Below are 19,849 nucleotides of genomic sequence, written 5' to 3' on the forward strand. Positions count from 1 at the left end.
AGCCGGCGATTCGAGACTTCCCGGATCCAGTCAATATGTCAGCCAGCGATTCCAAGCCTTCGCCAGCCGTTCGACGCAAGCTCGAAAACCGTCGCACCCGACTCGTCGCCCTCGCCCGCCAGGTGCGGGCCATCGATGTCAGCAAGTTCGAGTCGTCGTCCGATGACCGAGTCCAGGAAACCCTCGTTCCGGTCGTGCGAGACATCGCCAAGAAGGCCTCCCAGGTGTTCGCCACCGCCCCGGATCCCGACCACGAGATCGCCGACCTTTTCGACGTCGCGTCCCTCGAGGTCGAGGTCAACGTCGCCCGCCTCGAGCGCGTCCTCGAACGCAGCGACACCCTGCCGAAACAGCTCTACTTGAGCTGCTCGATCCTGCTTTCATCGCTGTTGCGAGCCGCCGTCGCCCTCGAGAATCGTCTCGCCTTCACCCTGCAGCGAACGGCGGAGCTGTCGCTGCGCGAGGAGCTCGAGGTAGGGCTGGCCATCCGACGAGACTATCGACGCTTCGAGGGCTGGGTCTCGGCCTTCGTCGATCGCTCCGGCGAAGAGTTGCGCCGGGACCTCGATGCCGGCGCCACGGCCCTCGCCTGGCTGCGCAGCCGGCCATCCTTTGATCGCATGCGGTTCAGCGACCGGCGTGAGCTCTTCGAGCTCGAGCGACGCACCCGTGAATGGCTCGATTCGGACGGCGCCAGCGAGCCCGGTCGGGGCTTGCGATCGGATATCGGGACCTACTCGAAGATGGTCCAGCTGATCAACGCTCGCACCGAGATCTTCGACCACGATCGTCAACTCACCGCCGACCTGCTCGCGGCCCTCGACGATCTCGACGAGGACGCCTCCCTCGATGAGGAGCTGCTCGAGCGCACCCAGCGCCTGCTCGGCCGCTGCACCGAGCTCGATTGTCTGCTCGACCACTGGCCGGAAGCACCCGCCTCATCCTGGCGACGCATCCTGAACCGCCTCGCGACCACCCTCGGTCTGGAATAGGCGGCGAAGACCCCTCACGACGTGCCTTCCTCGGCAACCGTCCCGCTCTCGCCACCGGAGACACAACCCTAGGCGAGGGATCGGTCGGTCGACCCCAGCAGCAGGAGAGCCAGGCGATCCACGGGAGGTTCAGGGCTGCCGAAATCAACGAATTCGTCACCGCGAAGGCCACTACCGGTTGGTGGCCTGGCAACTCATCCTTTATTGCTTAATTTTATTAATTGAGATAGGATTCGTTTCGGTGATCAGTTCTACGGAACCGATTTCGGTTCTTCAATCAGAGCTCGAGGCTCTGGTGAGCTCGCTACCCAACTGCCAGGCCGCCGGCCTCGTCGACCTGGATACGGGAGAGATTTTGGCGATGAGCCAGCAGAGCTCGATCGACCCGGACACGGCCGTCATGATCGGCGCCTCGATCCACGATCGCTTCAATCATTCCCGAATCGAGCAGCTGGAGTCCCTGCCCGAATCGTCGACCAGCCCGGTCGACGAGCTGGTCTACCTGTGCCAAGGCCTGAGCTTCGTGTTCCTCCGAGCGACTCCCCGCTCGGTGCTCTTCATCATCGGCTCCGAGGGCGCCAACTTCGGTCTTCTTTCCCTGCGCGGACACCAGACCGTGACCGCCCTCGGACTGCGAGCTGACGGAGGACAGTCATGAGGATTCTCGAGTTGCTGTTCCACTGGCTCACCGACCTGGAATCACAGCTCGACCGCCGACCGGCGACGGTGAGGGTGGTCGCCGACTTCGCCGATCATCCCTTGGTGACCATGCTCTGGGAGGACCGTCGCCTCTGCCTGTGTCATGCCTCGGAAGGCCCGCGGCTCCATCGCGTGCTGGCCGACGAGGTGGGAGTCGATCCGGAGTGGGTCCTCGGCCAGCTGCGCACCGGCGGTCCCGCCTGGGTCGACCGACTGGTGACCTCCGGGCGCTGCGACGCAGCCGCCCTCCGGCGCGCCCTCGGACTTCATGTCGCCCTCACCTTGACTCAGTCCGCCCGCCTCGCTCTCGACCATACGATGGTCTCCCTGGAGGTCGAGCATCAGCCTCACAGCCGCCGAACCGCCGCCTTCTCCTTCACCGGACTCGAGGTCTTGACTCTGGCGGCTCGCAGTACCCTCGAAGGGGTCGTGGAAGCCGGGCAGCCGCCCACCGGTTTCATCGCTCCGCTGATCAGTCAGCGCCGATCCCTGTGCTTCCTCGAGCTGCCGCGAGGACGCCTGAAGGCTCTCCCGTTGGCGGTCACGGACTGCCCCGACATGACCCTCCAAGAGGCTCTCGGCGCCTATCGCGAAGCGCGCGCCGCCATCGCGCCGGCGCCCCTCGAATCGACCGGCCTCACCCCGGAAGCGGCGATGATGCGACGCGCCAACCGGCGCGGCCTGGTGGTGTTCTACAACCCGCCCTACCTCACCACCGTCGAAACGGCGCGGCCCTCCGAGGCGGTCACCCTCCTGTCCCTCTACCTCAGCAAGCGGCCGGCCCAAGCCGGCCAGCCCCGCCAGGGGCTGGCACCGGAGCTCTTGAAAACCGCCGTCGGCGGGTAGGACACCCAGCCCGGACGCTTCGGGCGCCGCAGCGAAGGACCCCGCCGGCAAACCGGAAGGAGCCGGCGAAGGAGCTCGCAGGGAATCCCGGAGTAGCGGTGTATCCGCTTGCGTACCAGCAGGAAAGCGGGCTCCCGACCGCAGAGCCTCCCGGGACTCCCCTTGCGTCTCCCAACGGGATTTGCTAAGTTATTGCCAATAATTGCTTTAACTCTACCGGCCACGAGGTCCGAGACCTCGCGGCTGGCAGGGTGTCTTGGAAGGACTTTTTTTCGTGAGCCGAACGCCATGGGCCTGGCTGTGTGCCGCCCTGATGTCGCTGTGGGTTTTGCTGCTCGTCAGCAGCTCGACGATCTCCGCACCACGCGTCGACAGCGGCCCCGACCAGCCTGCCCCCTCTCCCCCTCCCGAAACCGCTGACGACGCGACGCTGAGCGCCGACGCCGAGCACGCGGCGCTGTTCTTGGAGAACCGCTTTCCGGCGGCGACCACCTGCGCCACCTGCCATCCGGACCACTACCGTGAGTGGTCCGTCTCGCCCCACGCCTACGCTCAGATGAGCCCGGTGTTCAACGCCATGCACGGCACCATCCTGAAGCGCACCAACGGCACCAATGGCGACTTCTGCATCCGCTGTCACACCCCCGTCGGCATGAATCTCGGCGAGCCCGAGTTCATGAGCAATCTCGACCGCCATCCGACCTCCCGGGAAGGCGTCACCTGCGTGGTTTGCCACCGCCTCAACAACGCCTACGGCAAGCTCTCCGGCCGCCTCGCGATCGTCGAAGGGGATCTCTTCGACCCGGTTTACGGACCGAGCGGCAATGACGAGCTGGCGCGGGTCATCGAGAGCGACGAGTTCCGCGTCAACACCGAGCGCGGCCGCGCCGGCCGCGCCATCCACACCCGCTCCGAGAAGTTCTTCCAGATTTCCACCTCTGGCCTGTGCGCCACCTGTCACGACGTCAATCTGGTCAACGGCTTCCGCCTCGAGGAAGCCTTCAGCGAGTTCAAGACCTCACCAGCGGCCCAGGAAGGTACCTCCTGCCAGGACTGCCACATGAGCACCGAGCCGGGCGTCGACTCGGGGTACGCCGAAGGGCCCGCGGCGATCGTCGGCGGCCGACCCACGGTGGCGCGCAAGCGGACCGATCACATGTTCATCGGGCCCGACTACTCGGTCGTCCACCCGGGGATCTTCCCGCACAACCCCAAGGCCTCGGAGCTCGCCACCCTGCGCGAGTGGCTGACCTTCGACCACGAGGCCGGCTGGGGAACGGACGCCTTCGAAGAAGAGCTTCCGGAAGGGTACGAGTTCCCCGACCGCTGGCGCTCCGCCGACGACCGCTATGACGCCCGCGACATCGTGAACGAGAATCTGGTGCTGCTCGCCGAGGCCAATGAAGAACGACTCAAGCTGCTGCGGGCCGGCTACCAGCTCGGTGAGGTGGTGATCGATCGCGCCGACGACAAGGGCATCGTGTTTCGCGTCGAGGTCAAGAACGGCACCAACGGGCACGGCGTGCCGACCGGATTCGACGCCGAGCGGTTGGTGTTTCTGCACACCTCTGTGCGCGACCGCGATGGTCGCGTGATTTTCGAATCCGGCGACCTCGATCCCAACGGCGACGTCCGCGACAGCCACTCGCTTTACGTCCACAACGGCGAGCTACCCCTCGATCGCCAGCTCTTCAGCCTGCAGTCGAAGTTCATCACCCGGATGGTGCGCGGCGGCGAGCGCGAGCAGGTGCTGGCGGTCAACTACTCGCCGGATCCGCTGCCCTTCCTGCGCCCCTCGACTTCGTCCACGATTCTGACCGGCCGACCGCGAGGGGCTCGCAAGCACAAGCAGAACATCGAGCCCTTGGGTAGCCGCTGGGCCGAGTACCGAGTGCCCGCCAAGGCCCTCGACGGACGAGGGCCCTACCGTCTCGAAGTCGAGATCAAGGCCGGCATGATCCCCGTCAACCTGATCCACGAGATCAAGGACGTCGGATTCGACTACGGCCTGAGCGCCCGCGAGGTCGCCGAGCGCGTGGTCGACGGTCATCTGGTGCTGTGGAAGCACGAAGCCGCGATCGAGCTCGACCGCTCCGGCGGGTAGGCGTCGTGGCGCCGCGGCGATTGCTCCTCTTCGGACTCCTCTCGGGAGTCCTCCTGTGTCTGCCGACGCCATCGTCCGCCACCGAGAGTCGAGCCACCGCGGTTTCGGGAGTCGCGGACACCGGCGTTCTCGAAGACCGGTCGCCGGATCCGCCCGGCCAAGACCTGCCGCCGACGGGCCAGGATAAAGACCCGCAAGACTCGCCGCAGAGCGCCACGGCGAAGGACGATTCCGCCCCGCACCACTCCGATCACGACCCCGCGGCTGAGCACGGAGGATTGCCAGCAGCGCACTCCGGCGAGGCGCACGCGAGCCATGATCAGGGCGACGCCGGCCACGGCGAGGATGAAAGTCACGGCGCAGGCCACGGCAAGCATGGCGGGCACAGCAGCCGCCTGACCGAAGAACGGATTCCGCTGCTGGTCGAGAACGTCCCGCAACGGCCGAAGCCGATTCTCGAGCTCGGCGAGCCGTTTCTCGGCTCGGGCACCCTGAAGCCCGGATTCCACCTGCCCACGGGAGCCGTCTGGCAGCCTTCGCTGCTGGTCTTCGGCACCCTTCGCACGGCCGTGCAGAGCTTCGAGAACGAGGTCGGACGGGTGAGTGAGCTGACCACCCGTCTGGACCTTTTCGCCAATCTCCAGCTCTCCGGAACGGAGCGCTTGGTGGTCGGTTTCCGGCCCTTCGATCGCAACGGCCGCTTCACCAATTACACCTTCGAATCGACCGTTCCCGGCGTTGACGACGGCGAGTTCACGGACGAGCTCAACGGCGAAATCACCAGCCTGTTCTTCGAGGGCGACTTCGGCGAGATCTTTCCCAACCTGTCCCGCAACGACTTCTCCCCCACGGACGTCGGTTTTTCGGTCGGGCGCCAGCCGATGCTGTTCCAGGAAGGGCTGCTGATCAACGACGCCATCGACGGCCTCGGCATCACCCGCAACACCCTGCAGCCGAAGAAGTCCTCGAACTTCCGCGCCACCTTCTTCTGGGGCTGGAACGAGGTCGGTCGACCCGGGCCGGCCGGCAACCGGGAAGACGACCAGGCTCATCTTCTCGCCCTCTTGACCTCCGCCGACCTGCGCCGCTCGACCATCGATGCCGATCTCGTCTGGGTGCTCTCGGACGAGCGTCAGACCAACCTCGGGGGATCTCCTCTGCGCACCGGAGGCGACCTGCTCGCCGGCGGTTTGAGCTTCGTGCAGCGCATCGGGGAGCTCAACACCTCCTTCCGCGTGCTCGGCTCCCTGGCCAACGACGAGACCGCCAGCAGCAGCGACGGCTTCCTGCTCTTCTCGGAGATCTCTCGCACCCCGCACCGCACCCACGACCTCCTCTACGTCAACGGCTTCGTGGCCCTCGACCGCTACACCTCGGCGGCCCGTGGACCGGCCGCCGGCGGTCCCTTGGGACGCGCCGGCATCAACTTCGCGGCGGTCGGCCTCGGGCGTTACGGCGCCGCCTTGTCGAGCCAAGCGGAAGATGTCGTCGGTGGTGCGGTGGGCTACCAGCGGTTCTTCGATCACACCCGCAAACAGCTCATCGTCGAGCTCGGGGCACGCCTCGGCACCTCGTCCGACATCGCCGACGCCGTCGCTGCGACCGCCCGCTACCAGGCCGCTCTCATGCGCCGCTTCGTGCTCCGGACGGAGGTCTTCGCCGGCCTGCGCCGCGATCCCGGTCCCGCCGGCGACGATGAGGAGCTCTTCGGCGGGCGCTTCGAGGTCATCCTGAAGTTTTGATCGCTCGGCCCACGATCTCTGCGCTGGCTCGGCGGGCTCGCGCCCTGGCTCCTCTCGGGGCGATCGCCCTCGGGTTGATCGCCGTCGCCTGGGCGACCGCCGCCCAGACCGGTGGCAACCCGGACCTGCGGGCCTTCACCCGCGAGCCACCGGAGAAGATCGTCACCGCCGAAGCCTGCGGCGAGTGCCATATCTCCGAGCTCGAGGTCTGGAAGCGCACTCCGCACGCCACCGGCTTCAAGACGCTGCACCGCACCGAGGCGGCGGAAGCGATCGCCGCCAAGATGGGCTTTCGGCTGATGAAACGCGACAGCCTGTGCATCGAGTGCCACTACACGCCGGAGTTTCGCGGTGAGCAGCTGCGCGCCGTTTCGGGCGTGTCTTGCGAGTCCTGCCACGGAGCCGGGCGGGACTGGATCGATCTCCACAACGACTATGGCAAGGGCTTCGACCACACCACCGAAACGCCGCAGCATCGCGAGCAGCGCATCGCCGCCAGCCGCGCGGCGGGCATGCGCCGGCCCACGGACCTCTACGGAGTAGCGGCGAGTTGCATGGGTTGCCACACGGTGCCGGACGAACGCCTGGTGAATGTCGGAGGCCACACCACCGGCAGCCCTGGCTTCGAGCTCGTCGAGTGGTCCCAGGGGGAGATTCGGCACAACTTCCTGCAGTCCTTCCTGACCGGTGACGGCACCGAGAATCGTCAGCACGATGACCCCGAGAAACGTCCCATGTACGTGCTCGGTCGCCTGGTCGATCTGGAGTTCACGCTGCGCGCCGCCGCCGAGGCCACTGAACCCGGAACCTACTCCCGCGCCGTCGGACGACGCGCCAAGACCGCCACCGTCGAGCTGCGCAAAATCGCTCAGCAGGCGGAGATCGCCGAGATCGCCGACGCCCTCGAGATCGTCCGCGGCGTTCGGGTGGTACCGGACAACCGCGACGCCCTGTTGGCAGCGGCCGATGCGCTCGCCACGGTGGCAAAGCGCTTCGCCGCCGCCGACCAGGTGGCCGCCCAATCGGCGAGCCTCGATCCCCTGGTGCAGGGCCTGCCGATCGCTCTGCCGGAGCCGGAGCCCGCAGCCGTTGCCGCGACGGCCGCCACCGCCGCCGCTCCCGACGGCACGGCGGAAGCCGGCGATGCCGCGGGGGCGACGCCGGCGACTCGGGTGGTGCGCGCCGGGCGACCGGCCGTGGGCGATGTCAAGCGACGCATTCGACCGGCGAGCCGTCACCAGACCCTCGGCCCCGGAGCCTGCAGCGGCTGTCATCAGGAAGCCAACGACTGGTGGGCTCGGGACGCCCATTTCAGCTCTGCCGAGCCCTTCTTCAGCCGCTCGCCGCAGGCGGTGAGGATCGCGACCCTCTACGGCGTCCCGCGCGAGCAGATGGTCACCGGCCGCCACCTCTGCATGAACTGCCACGGCACGGTGGTTTCCGGCAGCGAGGCCTTCGAGGTCTTCGACGGCGCGAGCTGCGAGAGCTGCCACGGCGCCGCCGCCGACTACCTGGAGATTCATCGCGAGGGTGACAAGGCGCAGGGCGTCAACCGGCCGGGCTACCGCAAGGCCCTGGCGGCCGGCATGGTGGAGCTCAAGAAGCTGCCGGTGCGGGCACAAACCTGCACTAGCTGCCACTACATCACGGACCGGCGCTTGATCTCCTCGGGCCATCCCTCGGGGCAGGACTTCGATTACGTCGCCGGCATGGCCAAGGTGAAGCACTGGCCAACCGCCGATCCCGGCGCCGGCACCCTGCGCTCCGCCTTTGGAACGGTGGTGGCAGCCCGCGGGGCGGTGCCCGATGTTCCCCTCGGCGAGCTGCCGGAGACCGCCGAAGTGGCGGTGGCCGCCGCCAGCGCCGGCGCAACGCCCGGCCGGAGCTGGAACCGCGCCCGGCCGGCGAGCCGGACGGTGCGTGGCGGGCGCACGCCGGTCGCCAGCCTGCGCCGGCCCGGCGCTGCCCCGGTCGAGCTACCACCCTTCCCCGAAATCGACGCCGCGACTCCGATCGAAGAGTCTCTCTTGCTTCTCAAGGAACGCCTCGAGCAGGTCTACGAGGCCGTGCGCGGCGAGCGCTGAGCCCTTGTTTGCCCGCCAACCCTCACGGAGCTGCTCACCAGCATGACCGAATTCGAGCCCCCACCCGACATGCCGCCTCAGGACCTCGGCAAGACGATGCTCAAGCGCATCGAGCAGTACCGGGACCGCTGGACCTCGAGCGGAGCCAGCAGCGGTCTGCTGGTGCTCTCGGACAAGCTCTCGCCGGCTCAGTTGCGCCAGTTCGAGATCTTCGCCGACTACGACGACGCCTTTCTCGAACGCATCAGCCCGGACGTCTCCGTCGCCTCCTGGCGCCAGGGCTCGGTGTTGTTCGAGGCCGGCACCTACATCGACCTCGCCTTCTTCGTCCTCGAGGGCCGGGTTCAGGTGGCGGTCGAAGAGCTCGCCGCCGGCGCCTCCCAATCGCTCCCGATCTTCGACCTCACCCGCACCGTGATCAGCGAGCAGCTGCCACCGCTGGCGATGGAGGGCACAATGGCCCGGCCCGCCGGCGAGCCCGAAGCCAAGAACGACGTCACCCGCGAGATCACCTTTCTCTCGGGCATGGACTTCGACTTGCCGACCGGGTCCGGTGCCCTGCTCGGCGCTGGCGAGCTGTTCGGCGAGATCGGCGCGATGAGCGGCTGGCCGCAATCGGTGACGGCGCGCTGCGCCAGCGACTGCCGCCTGCTGCAAATTCGGGTTCCGGCGCTGCGCCTGATGAAGCGCAAGTCGCGCGCCTTGGCGGAACGCCTCGACCGCCTCTATCGCGAGCGCTCCCTGGCCAGCCAGCTCCAGACCACACCGCTGTTCCGGGACTGCAGCCGCAGCTTCCTGGACCAGTTGCGAGAAGCCGTCGAGCTGGTGTCCCTCGACCCCGGCGAAGGGCTGTTGCGCCAAGGGGATGCGGTCGACGCTCTCTACCTGGTGCGCTCCGGGTTTCTGCGCTTGAGTCAGCGCCTCGGCGAAGGCGACATCGTCGTCTCCTATCTTTCCAAGGGCATGACCCTGGGAGAGGTCGAGCTCCTCACCTTCGGACTCGAGAGCTGGGAAGTGTCGGCCTCGTCGGTGGAGTATGCCGAGCTCGTCAAGGTGCCGCGGGCGACCTTCGACGAGCTGGTGACCTCCTATCCGGGCCTCCGCGACCAGCTCTGGCAGAGCGCCACCGAACGCATCAAGGAAGCTGGCCGGGCGCGGCGCAACATCGGCCGCTCGTCCTTCACCGAAGCGGCCCTCGACAGTGGCCTGGTGCAAGGCAGCAGCATCCTGGTCATCGACCTCGAGTCCTGCACCCGCTGTGACGACTGCGTGCGGGCCTGCGCCGAGACCCACCAGGGTCGACCGCGATTCGTGCGCGAGGGCAACAAGCAGAAAAATCTGCTGATCGCCCGCTCTTGCTACCACTGCCGCGATCCGGTCTGCCTGATCGGCTGCCCGACGGGGGCCATCCATCGGGCCGGCGTCGGCGACGTGGTGGCGATCGAGGATCCGCTCTGCATCGGCTGCTCGACCTGCGCCCGCAACTGCCCCTACGACGCCATCGTGATGCACGAAACCGGCGAGACCTGGCCCGAGGACATGGTTCCCACGGGACTGCGCGGTAGGCCGCGCGACGTCGCCAGCAAGTGCGACCTCTGCATCGAGACCGGCCATGACCCGGCCTGCGTCAGCAACTGCCCCCAGGGTTGTGCCTTTCGCGTCGGCTCTCTCCAGGAGATCGAGGCGCTGCTGGTGGAGGACGACTCGTGACGCCGCGCCAAAGGCGCCAGGCGCTCGCCCGGCGCTGGCGTCGTGCCTTCGTGGTCGCCACCGCGATCTGCCTGGCGGCCTACGCCGTCAACGCCCTCTTCTTCGAGCTCAGCCCGGCCAACGTTTGGGGCTTGACCTACGGCATCGCGGCGGCGGTCTTGCTGGTCGCCACCGCCCTCTATTCGGCTCGCCGGCGCTTTCCGCGCTCGGTTTCCCGCTGGCGCCTCGGCAGCGCCCGCGCCTGGCTCTATGGCCACCTGTATGGCGGCACCCTCTTTCTCCTCTTGATGCTGATGCACAGCGGCTTTTCCGTCCCCGGTGGCGCCGTCACCTGGTGGCTCTGGGCGCTCAGTCTGTGGACCGTGGCCAGCGGCCTGGTCGGGCTGGCCCTGCAGCAGTGGATACCGCGAGTTCTGGGCTCAGGCCTCGAGGTCGAGGCTCTCTACGAGCGCATCCCCGATCTGGTGGCCGATCTCCGCGCCCGCGCCGATCACCTCGCCGCCGAGTGCGCCGAGCCGATCCAGGCCCTCTACGGGCAGCGCTTGGCTCCCGCCCTGGCCGGCCCGCAACCGCGGTTGCGCTACTACCTCGACATCACTGGCGGCCGGCGCGGCGCCTTGCGCGAGCTGGATCTTCTCCACCGTCTCTTGCCGCCGGACGAGCAAGACAAGCTCGCCGAGCTCACCGAGATGTACCGCACCAAGCTCCAGCTCGACGCTCAGTACACCCTGCAGAAGGGACTGCGCGGCTGGCTTTGGCTGCACGTACCGGTCTCCCTGGTGGTGTTGATCCTGCTGGTCATCCACGTGATTGCGGTTTGGTACTACTGAGGCGGACGGAGAGGCGATGACGAGGAAGGGCCAGGGCAAGCGGAAGGGGACCTTCGGCGAGGCCGGTCTGCCGGTGGCACGCAGCTACGTCGTGCGACCGGCGACCCGGCGCCGCATGCTGTGGGTGGGAGCTGCCGGCGGGTTGCTGATCGCAGCCCTCGGCGCGGTCAGCTTCCTGCGCCCCGATGGCGGCCTGGTCTCGAAGGGACCTCTGTCTTCGCACCATGCCACTCTCGAGAGCAGCTGCTCCTCCTGTCACGGCGGCTTCGCCCCGGTGGCCAACGACGCCTGCTCGGCCTGCCACGAAAAACCCGACGACGACCTCGGCCTCTATACCTTCGCGGCCCACTACGTCTATCGCTCCGATGATTTTCAGCGCGTCGTTCCGTCGCCGGACGAAGAGACCTGCATCGCCTGCCACGGCGAGCACGGCGGTCGTGACGCCGCCATCGTGCGCGCCACCGACGCCCGCTGCCAAAGCTGTCACGAGTTCTCCCCCTTCCATCGGCGCCATCCCGAGTTCGCCTTTGCCCGCGGCTCCGACGGGGAAACCGCCGATGGCGGAGCAAGGGTCGATCGCGCCCTCGCCTTCCCTCATATCCGACACGTCAACGAGCTGCTCGGCGGCGACGGCTTCGAGACCGCCGAGGCGACCTGCTTCGCCTGCCACGAGCCGCAAGCCGACGGCCGCAGCTTCCGGCCCCTCGACTTTGACCGCCACTGCGATGCCTGTCACCTCGCGAGCACCGACCGGACACCTCCCCTACCGGTAGTCCAGGCCGAAGATGGTGCCCCCGGCGTCGAAACCCTCGACGCCATTCGCCAGGCCGCACTTCCCGGTACCCGTTGGGCCGACTACCTCAACCCGGGTGAGTTTCGTCAGGTCGGTGACCGGGTGATCAAGAGTCCCCTCTACCACCGCGACCCCTGGGTGCTCCACAACCTCCGGCTCCTGCGCCAGCGGCTGATCGGCGACGGCGGACTGGCCGACCTCCTCACCGCCTCTCCGGACGTCGCTCCGGAAGAGCTCCGCACCCTCTACGAGGAAGCCATCACCACCCTCGAGCAGCAGGCCCGCGACCTACGCTCGGTGCCGGACCATGCGGTCCAGCAAGACATCGAGAAGATCGATGCGATCCTCGACGACCTGCGTCGCCGCCTGGAGGACCCCCATGTGCCGCTCGACGAAACCGGTTTCCTCCTCGCCCTGGGACCGCCGGGCGATCGGGACGACGACGAGGTGGCTCGAATCCGAACCGTTGCCGATGCCCTGACCCAGCCCTGTCAGCAATGCCACACGGTGCGCGACGCCACCATCGTGCGGGTCGAGAACGACCTGCGGACGCTGCGGCGGGCGGAGTTCGACCATCGCGCCCACACGCTGCAGCGTTCCTGCCTCGACTGCCACCGGGAGATTCCGATCGCCGAGTTCGCCGGTTCGAGCGCCGAGGTACCGGCAGAGCTCGACAACTCGCAGATCCACAATCTGCCGCGGGTCGCCTCCTGCGCCGAATGTCACAACCAGGAGCTGGCGGTCGAGGGCTGTGTCCAGTGCCATCTCTTCCACCCGGACACCAGCCGCCGAGCCGCCAGCTCGGAGGTCCATTTCCCGGAGACTCCCAATGCAGGCTAGTTTCCCGTGCGGCGCATTCTCGACCGACTCCCCAGGCCGTTGGCAGCGTCGCCACCCGGCAAAAAGCCTCGACAGGAGCTGCCTCGCGGCGCCTTGCCAAAAGCCCGATGGAGTCGGCCCGATCGACCACCCTCTCTGCGCGCGGGACACGACACCATGACCGCTCGCACGGCTCGCTTGCTGCTGCGCGAAGGCGCCCGCGACGCCCATCGCTTCGATTTTACCGGCGAAGCCACGCTCGGGCGTGACCCGGCGAGCACCGTGACCCTCGAGAGTCACGAGGTCTCCGGCCGTCACGCCCGCATCCACTGGGACGAAGACCTCGGCCACTACCTGATCGACGACCTCGACAGCCTCAACGGCACCGAGCTCGACGGCGAACCGGTACGCACCACCATGAAGCTCGACCGCCTCCACGTCATCACCCTCGGCGGCGCCATCGAGCTGATCTTCCAGGGACCGGACCTGTGTGCGCCGGCGCCACCGGCCGCCGACCACGACGCCACCACCAGTCATTCGGACACGCTCTTGGGAGTCCCCCCGATGGCCTTGCCGGGCAGCCTGGGCGCAGCGCCCCCCTTCCGCTCCAGTAGCGACGACACGCGGGTCGATCAGGAAGCGGTCCAGGTTCTCCCAACCGCCTTCGGCAGCGCGCCGCCACCGGCCCAGTGGCGCCTCCAAGTGGCCGACCATGGCCCGGCCGAAGGCTTTCCGCTCCGTCCAGGGCGCAATCGCGTCGGGCGCATCCCGGAATCGGAAGTCCTCCTCGACGGCGCCAGCATCTCGCGCCTCCACGCCGTACTGACGGTTCATCGCGGGCGGCTGTCGGTGCGGGACGCCGGCAGCCGCAACCGCACCTGGCTCGGGGACAGAGCAATCCAAGGCGAAGTCGAGGTGCAACCGGGCACCGAGCTGCGCTTCGGCAACGTCACCGCGACGGTGATTCGCCGGGCTCCGGCGACCGACTCGGGAGAGTCATCATGAGCACCCGATCCGAAACCCTCGATCTGCTGGTCGTCGGCGGTGGCCCAGGGGGTACGGCGGCGGCATTCCGCGCCGCCGAGCACGGCCTGCGAGTCCTGGTGATCGACTACGACGATCTGATGAAGCGGATCCGCGACTACTCCAAGGCCAAGCTCATTCTTCCCGGCTTTGGTGGCGGCGACACGATGGCTTTCCCGAAGGGCGGCGAGCTGATCTCAGCGCTGGCCTTCGACCCCATCGACAAAGACGAGATGTGCCAGCGCTGGAAGCAGCTCTATCGCGAGCACGGCGTCGCCAGCCGCACCGGCATCGAGCTCACCGACCTCGAAGCGGCGGCCGATGGCGCGTGGGTAGCCCGCACCTGGGATCACGGCCAGCGCTGCGATGGCGAGATTCGCGCCCGTCAGGTCGTGCTCGCCATCGGACGCGGCGTGCCGCGCCGCTTCGACATTCCGGGCGACACCGACGGCATCTGCTTTCGGCTCGATGCCGCCGAGCGTTATCTCGGCGAGGTCGCCTGCGTCATCGGCGGCGGCACCTCGGCGGCCGAGGCGGTGATCGCCCTCTCCAACGCCAAGGCCGCCGACGGCGATCCCTCGGCGGTTTACTGGTCTTACCGCGGGGATCGCATGCCGCGGGTGTCGAAAGCCCTCGCCGAACAGTTCTTCTCGGCCTATGTCGGCAACGGCAATATCCGCTACTTCCCGAAGAGCGAGCCCGCCGGAGTGGTGGTCGCCGGCGACCGCGAGGAGTACCTGGCGATCCGTACCGACCGCCGGGTGATCTCGGGCCGTCCTCATGAGACCACCCACCTGGAGTTTCCCAAGGATCGGGTGATCGCCTGCATCGGCGAGGACATCCCCGAGACGCTGCTCTCCAATCTCGGCTCTCCACTGGTCTGCGGCGGCCCGAGGGGACGCAAGCGGATGGTGGTCAATCGCTTCCTGGAAACCTGCCAGCCGGGCATCTTCGTGGTCGGCGACCTGCTCAGCCAGGCCTACTTCGAGACCGACGACTTCGCCGGCGATCCGGCGGCCTTTCGCGAGGTCAAGCACCGCGGCAACATCAAGTCGGCGCTGCGCGATGGCGTGCTGGTGGCGGACGTCATCGAGGCTCGCCGGAGCGGTCGGGACGCCAGCGCGGTGGTGGTCGAGGACGCCCCGGAGGCGGATCGTTCGGCCGCCATCGCCGTCGCCACGACCCCGGACGGACCACCGCAGGACAGCTTCGAAGCCGACCGCGCCGTCAACGAGCACGCCGTCCTAGTGCGCCTCCTGCCGGGCGGTCTCGAGGGCGAGGAGTTCGCCCTCGGCCGCGCCGGCGTGACCACCATCGGACGCAGCGGCTGCGACGCCAGCTTCCCCAACGACACCGCCCTGTCGGCGCAACACGCTTCCATCGCCTACGGCGAGGGCGGCTTCACGCTGCGCGACGACGGCGGCGCCACCGGCCTCTTCCTGGAGCTGCCGGCAGCGGACAAACGCCAGCTCCGGGTCGGCGACCTGCTGCGCTGTGGTCAGCAGTTTCTGCGCCTCGACAGCCTCGGTGACCAACCTTCCTTCAGCCATTTCGATGGCCGCGGCCACCAGCTCGGGCACCATGCGCTCGACGCCGGCACCACCGTGGTCGGTCGCCGCGCACCGGACATCACCCTCGATCCCGAAGACCGCACCCTGTCGCGACGACATCTGGCACTGGTGGTGGAAAACGGCACCGTCCTGGCCAAAGACCTGAAGAGCGCCAACGGCTCCTTCCTGCGAGTCCGGGATGCCCTGCCGCTGCGCCACGGCGACCGCTTCCGCGCCGGTCACCAGCGCTTTATGATCAGCCTGCAGGAGGACGGCGTCCTCGCCACCGGTGGCGAAGAAACGACGGCGCCGCCGCCCAGCCCACCACCGGCGGCCGGCGGCGAGGGCCCGCAGGTGACCTTTCAAGGCCTCGGCGTGACCGTTGCCGTCACCCCTCACCAAACCCTCTGCGACGCCGCCGAGGCAGCGGGCCTGCCGATCACCGCCGAGTGCCATGCCGGGATTTGTGGCAGCGATCCGCTACGCATCGTCACCGGCCATGAGAACCTGGCGTCGGAGCCGGACGATCAAGAGATCGAAACGCTCGAGGAAATCTGTGAGCTTCAACCCGGCGAATGCCGGCTGGCGTGCAAGCTGCGGATCACCGGACCGGTGACCGTCGAAATCCTATGACCGTCTTGGCGCCCTGACCCGAGGCGATAGCGGAGAGCGAGATGTCCGATTCTCAACCCACCCTTCTGGTCGTCGACGACGAAGAGATGAATCGCGACCTGCTGTCGCGTCGACTTCAGCGCAAGGGCTACGACGTCGCCATCGCGAAGGGCGGCCAGGAAGCCCTCGACGCCGTCGCCGCCGGCGGCATCGATCTCATTCTCCTCGACATCATGATGCCCGGCATCGATGGCCTCCAGGTGTTGCGGACCCTGCGCGGCCGCTACGCCCAGAACGAGCTGCCGATCATCATGGCCACCGCCAAGGGGGAGAGCGAAGACGTCGTCCAGGCCCTCGAGCTGGGAGCCAACGACTACGTCGTCAAGCCGCTCGATTTTCCGGTCGTTCTAGCGCGGGTCCAGGCTCAGCTCCGCTCCAAGGTGAGCGCCGCCCAGGGCGACGCCAAGAGCACCGAGCCGAGCGCCGCCGAAATCAAGCCCGGCGTGGTGATGGCCGGCAAGTATCGCCTCGACAAGCTCCTCGGCTCGGGCACCTTCGGGAGCGTTTTTCGCGCCCGCCACCTCGACCTCGAGACCGACGTCGCCCTCAAGGTCTTGCGGACCGGCCTGGCCTCCGATGGCGAATCGCTGGCCCGCTTCCGCCTCGAGGGCGCCGCCGCCTGCCGTCTACGCCATCCCCATGCGGTAGCAGTACACGACTTCGCGGTCACCGAGGCCGGCGTGCCCTATCTGGTGATGGAGCTGCTCGAAGGCCGCTCCCTCGACCAAGAGCTCGCCGGTGGCCGCGTCCTGACGCCGTCCCGCAGCGCCGAGCTCCTACAGCCCATCTGCGAAGCCCTCGCCGAGGCCCACCGCGCCGGCATGGTGCACCGCGACATCAAGCCGGCGAACATCTTCCTGGCCGAGAGCCATGGCCGCGAGGTGGTCAAGGTGCTCGACTTCGGAATCGCCAAGCTGATGGGCGAGACCGTCACCTCGCAGCAGCTGACCCAAGACGGCATGCTCCTCGGAACCCCCAGCTACATGTCACCGGAGCGCCTCGAAAACCGCGACTACGATGGTCGCTCGGACGTCTACGCTGTCGGCGTGATGCTCTTCCAGATGCTCACCGGCCGGCTACCCTTCATCGCCAAGCGCGGCGACCTGATGGCGCTGGTGGTGCTGCACGTCAAGGGCGAAGCGCCGGCCCTGCGGGAGCTGCGACCGGAGCTGTCGCCCGAGCTCGAGGGGCTGGTGGCCCGCACCCTGGCCAAGGCCCCGTCGGAGCGGCCGGACGCCGCCGGCCTCGCCCGCGAGCTCGCCGACCTGGCGGCCCACGAAGACGCCGCCGAGGAACCTTCGCCTCCTCCGGCCCTGGCTCCCGGCGAGGAACAGAACACCGAAGAGCTGATCGCCAGCCTGGCTCCCACGCTGGCGGTGGACGACCCCACCGCCGGCCAGCCACGGCGCGGCGTCGGCGGCTGGTTTCGGCGCCTTTTCCGTGGCAACGGATCGGACCATTGAGCCGCCGATCTCACCGGTCTCGCCGCACGGCGAGCCGGTCTAACCGCGAGGCCCCCATGCCATGACCATCCGAGAAAAGCTCAGCCTGTCCCTCTTGGTGATCCTGGCCCTTTTCGCGGTCAACATCGCCATCTACTTCTGGGGCAATGCCAAGCGCGACCAGAGCATCCTGGAGTTGCGCGCCTCGGCGACGCGCCAGCTACGGCTGGTGGACGTCGGCCAGAAGCTCGACGAACGGCGCCAGGAGGTCGCGGTCTTCAGCAGCTTGATGATCGACGCCGACGACGCTCTGCTGGCACCGCAGCAGGCGGCCGAGGTGCAGGAGCGCATCGCCGAAGCCCGCCGGGAGGTCGAGGAGCTGGGCCGTCTGATGCGCCCCGACCAGCAAGACGGCTTCGGTGCCTTCGCCGTCGTCTTCCACCAGCTCCAGGAAAGCTGGTCGCTGTTCTACGAGCGCGCCAGCCAGCCACCGGTCGCAGCGGCCGGCGAGGCGGCCGAGCCTTCGGCGGCGCCGACCGACGCCGAGCCCAACACCGAGGGTGAAACCGCCGAGGCGACCACCCCGGACGAGGACCAGGATCTGCCGGAAACCCTCGTCCAGGCAGGTCTCTACGATCAGGTGACAGACCGCCTCGAAGCTCTGATCCTGGACGAGAAGGAGCGCGAGGATCAGGCCACCGTCAACTTCTTCGAGGTCAACCGGCTCACCCGGCGCACCACCCTGTTGTTCTTCGGCCTCTCCGCCCTGATGGCCCTCGGAGTCGCCTTCTTCTCCGGTGGCAAGCTGGTCCGTCGTCTCAAAAAGCTGCAGAGCGGCGCCGGGGAGATTGGCCGGGGCAACCTCAGTCATCGCATCCAGGTGCGTTCGCGCGACGAGCTGGCTCAGCTCGCCGGCAGCTTCAACGAGATGGCCGCCAACCTCACTGCCGCCCGCTCCACGGTCGAGGAAGCGCGCGCCGCCGCCGAGCGCGCCAACCGCGCCAAGAGCCGCTTTCTAGCCAACATGAGCCACGAGCTGCGCACCCCGATGAACGCCATCATCGGTTACAGCGAGATGCTTCTCGAGGACGCCGAGGATCTCGGCCAGGAAGAGACCATTCCGGACCTCCAGCGCATCGTCGCGGCGAGCAAGCACCTGCTCGCCCTGATCAACGACATTCTCGACCTGTCGAAGATCGAAGCCGGCAAGATGACCCTCCACCTCGAGGATTTCGCCATCGGTGCCCTGCTGGATGACGTCGTCGCCACCGTTCAGCCGCTGATCGAAAAGAACTCCAACCATCTCGAAGTCCGGTTGGCGCCCGAGCTCGGCACCATGCGGGCGGATCAGATCAAGGTGCGACAGATCCTGTTCAATCTCCTCAGCAATGCCAGCAAGTTCACCGAGAGCGGCACCGTCACCCTGGCCGCCAAGGAGCATCCCGTCGGCGGCGGGCCGGGCGTTCGCTTCGAGGTGCGCGATACCGGCATCGGCATGAACCAAGAGCAGGTGACGCGGGTCTTCGAAGCCTTCACCCAGGCCGACTCGTCGACTACCCGCGAGTACGGAGGGACCGGCCTCGGCCTGACCATCAGCAAACGCTTTTGTCACCTGATGGGCGGCGAGATCGCGGTCGACAGCCAACCCGGCCAGGGCACCGCCTTCGTGGTCGACCTGCCCTTGACGGTCGAAGCCGCCGACGGCGCCCCGGTCACACAGGAGGCGAAACCGACGAAAGCGGTGGCGGCGGACGACGAGGTCGCGACCGGCAGCAACGGTCGCGGCCCGGTGCTGGTGATCGACGACGATCCCGCCACCCTCGACCTGGTGCGGCGCTTCCTGGCGCGAGAGGGCTTCGAAGTGATCACCGCCGCCGACGGCGCCAATGGCCTCGAGCTCGCCCGCAGCCATCGGCCGGCGGCCATCACCCTCGATGTGCTGATGCCCGAGATGGACGGCTGGACCGTGCTCTCGGAGCTCAAGGGGGACGATCGCACCGCCGACATTCCAGTGATCATGCTGTCGATGATGGACAACCGCGAGCTCGGTCTGACCCTCGGCGCGGCCGACTACATGACCAAGCCCGTCGATCGCGATCGCTTGATCTCCCTGCTGCGGAACTTCTCCCAGAACGGCAGCGAAGGCCGGGTACTGATCGTCGAGGACGACGCCGAGACGCGCAGTTTGATGCGCCGTATGCTCGATTCCATCGGCTGGACCGTCGACGAGGCGGCCAATGGCCGGGTCGGCCTCGAGCGGGTCGCCGAAGCGGCGCCGGATCTCATCCTGCTCGACCTGATGATGCCCGAAATGGACGGCTTCGACTTCCTCGAAGCGATTCGCAATCGCGAGGAGCGCATTCCGGTCGTGGTGGTGACCGCCAAGGATCTCACCGAGGAAGATCGCCTGCGCCTGAACGGTTACGTCGAAAAGGTCGTACATAAGGGGGGCACGCCCAGCGAGACCTTCTTCGAGGAGCTCGGCGAGCTGGTTCGAGCTTGCGTCCGACCGGCCGACCAAGACTGACCCCACCGCCGCTCAA

General features: G+C 67.7%; 13 protein-coding genes. All 13 read left to right on the plus strand.

Annotated elements, in window-relative coordinates:
* Positions 1–35: 35 nt before the first annotated feature.
* Positions 36–992: a hypothetical protein gene (locus AAF604_16035; protein MEM7051179.1), complete on the plus strand. Its 957-nt coding sequence runs from the start codon at positions 36–38 to the stop codon at positions 990–992.
* Positions 993–1,287: 295 nt separating this feature from the next.
* Positions 1,288–1,650, plus strand: coding sequence for a hypothetical protein (locus AAF604_16040; protein ID MEM7051180.1), 363 nt, complete (start codon positions 1,288–1,290; stop codon positions 1,648–1,650).
* Positions 1,647–2,537, plus strand: coding sequence for a hypothetical protein (locus AAF604_16045; GenBank protein MEM7051181.1), 891 nt, complete (start codon positions 1,647–1,649; stop codon positions 2,535–2,537). The genes AAF604_16040 and AAF604_16045 overlap by 4 nt, the downstream gene beginning before the upstream one ends.
* Before the next feature lie 274 nt (positions 2,538–2,811).
* Positions 2,812–4,641 carry a multiheme c-type cytochrome gene (locus AAF604_16050; protein MEM7051182.1) on the plus strand — a complete coding sequence of 610 codons (1,830 nt, stop codon included), beginning with the start codon at positions 2,812–2,814 and terminating at the stop codon, positions 4,639–4,641.
* Positions 4,642–4,646: 5 nt separating this feature from the next.
* The gene (locus AAF604_16055; protein MEM7051183.1) at positions 4,647–6,383 is read left to right on the plus strand and encodes a hypothetical protein; all 1,737 of its coding nucleotides are present in this window, start codon (positions 4,647–4,649) and stop codon (positions 6,381–6,383) included.
* Entirely contained in the window at positions 6,380–8,467 is a 2,088-nt protein-coding gene (locus AAF604_16060) for a multiheme c-type cytochrome (GenBank protein ID MEM7051184.1), read from the plus strand. Before AAF604_16055 ends, AAF604_16060 begins: the two co-directional genes overlap by 4 nt.
* Positions 8,468–8,509: 42 nt before the next feature.
* Complete coding sequence (locus tag AAF604_16065) at positions 8,510–10,177, plus strand: cyclic nucleotide-binding domain-containing protein (GenBank protein MEM7051185.1); 1,668 nt, start codon at positions 8,510–8,512, stop codon at positions 10,175–10,177.
* Positions 10,174–11,007 carry a hypothetical protein gene (locus tag AAF604_16070; protein MEM7051186.1) on the plus strand — a complete coding sequence of 278 codons (834 nt, stop codon included), beginning with the start codon at positions 10,174–10,176 and terminating at the stop codon, positions 11,005–11,007. Before AAF604_16065 ends, AAF604_16070 begins: the two co-directional genes overlap by 4 nt.
* Before the next feature lie 16 nt (positions 11,008–11,023).
* Positions 11,024–12,640, plus strand: a complete 1,617-nt coding sequence (locus AAF604_16075; protein ID MEM7051187.1) for a cytochrome c3 family protein — start codon at positions 11,024–11,026, stop codon at positions 12,638–12,640.
* 156 nt (positions 12,641–12,796) lie between these two features.
* On the plus strand, positions 12,797–13,624 hold the full coding sequence (locus AAF604_16080; GenBank protein MEM7051188.1) for an FHA domain-containing protein: 828 nt from the start codon (positions 12,797–12,799) through the stop codon (positions 13,622–13,624).
* Positions 13,621–15,825, plus strand: a complete 2,205-nt coding sequence (locus AAF604_16085) for an FAD-dependent oxidoreductase (protein ID MEM7051189.1) — start codon at positions 13,621–13,623, stop codon at positions 15,823–15,825. Before AAF604_16080 ends, AAF604_16085 begins: the two co-directional genes overlap by 4 nt.
* Before the next feature lie 41 nt (positions 15,826–15,866).
* Positions 15,867–17,327, plus strand: coding sequence for a protein kinase (locus tag AAF604_16090; GenBank protein MEM7051190.1), 1,461 nt, complete (start codon positions 15,867–15,869; stop codon positions 17,325–17,327).
* Positions 17,328–17,388: 61 nt separating this feature from the next.
* A complete protein-coding gene (locus tag AAF604_16095; GenBank protein MEM7051191.1) occupies positions 17,389–19,833 on the plus strand; it encodes a response regulator in 2,445 nt (814 codons plus the stop codon).
* Positions 19,834–19,849 lie beyond the last annotated feature (16 nt).

The sequence above is a fragment of the Acidobacteriota bacterium genome (genome assembly GCA_039028635.1).
In the GTDB taxonomy this organism is placed as follows: Bacteria; Acidobacteriota; Thermoanaerobaculia; order Multivoradales; family JBCCEF01; genus JBCCEF01.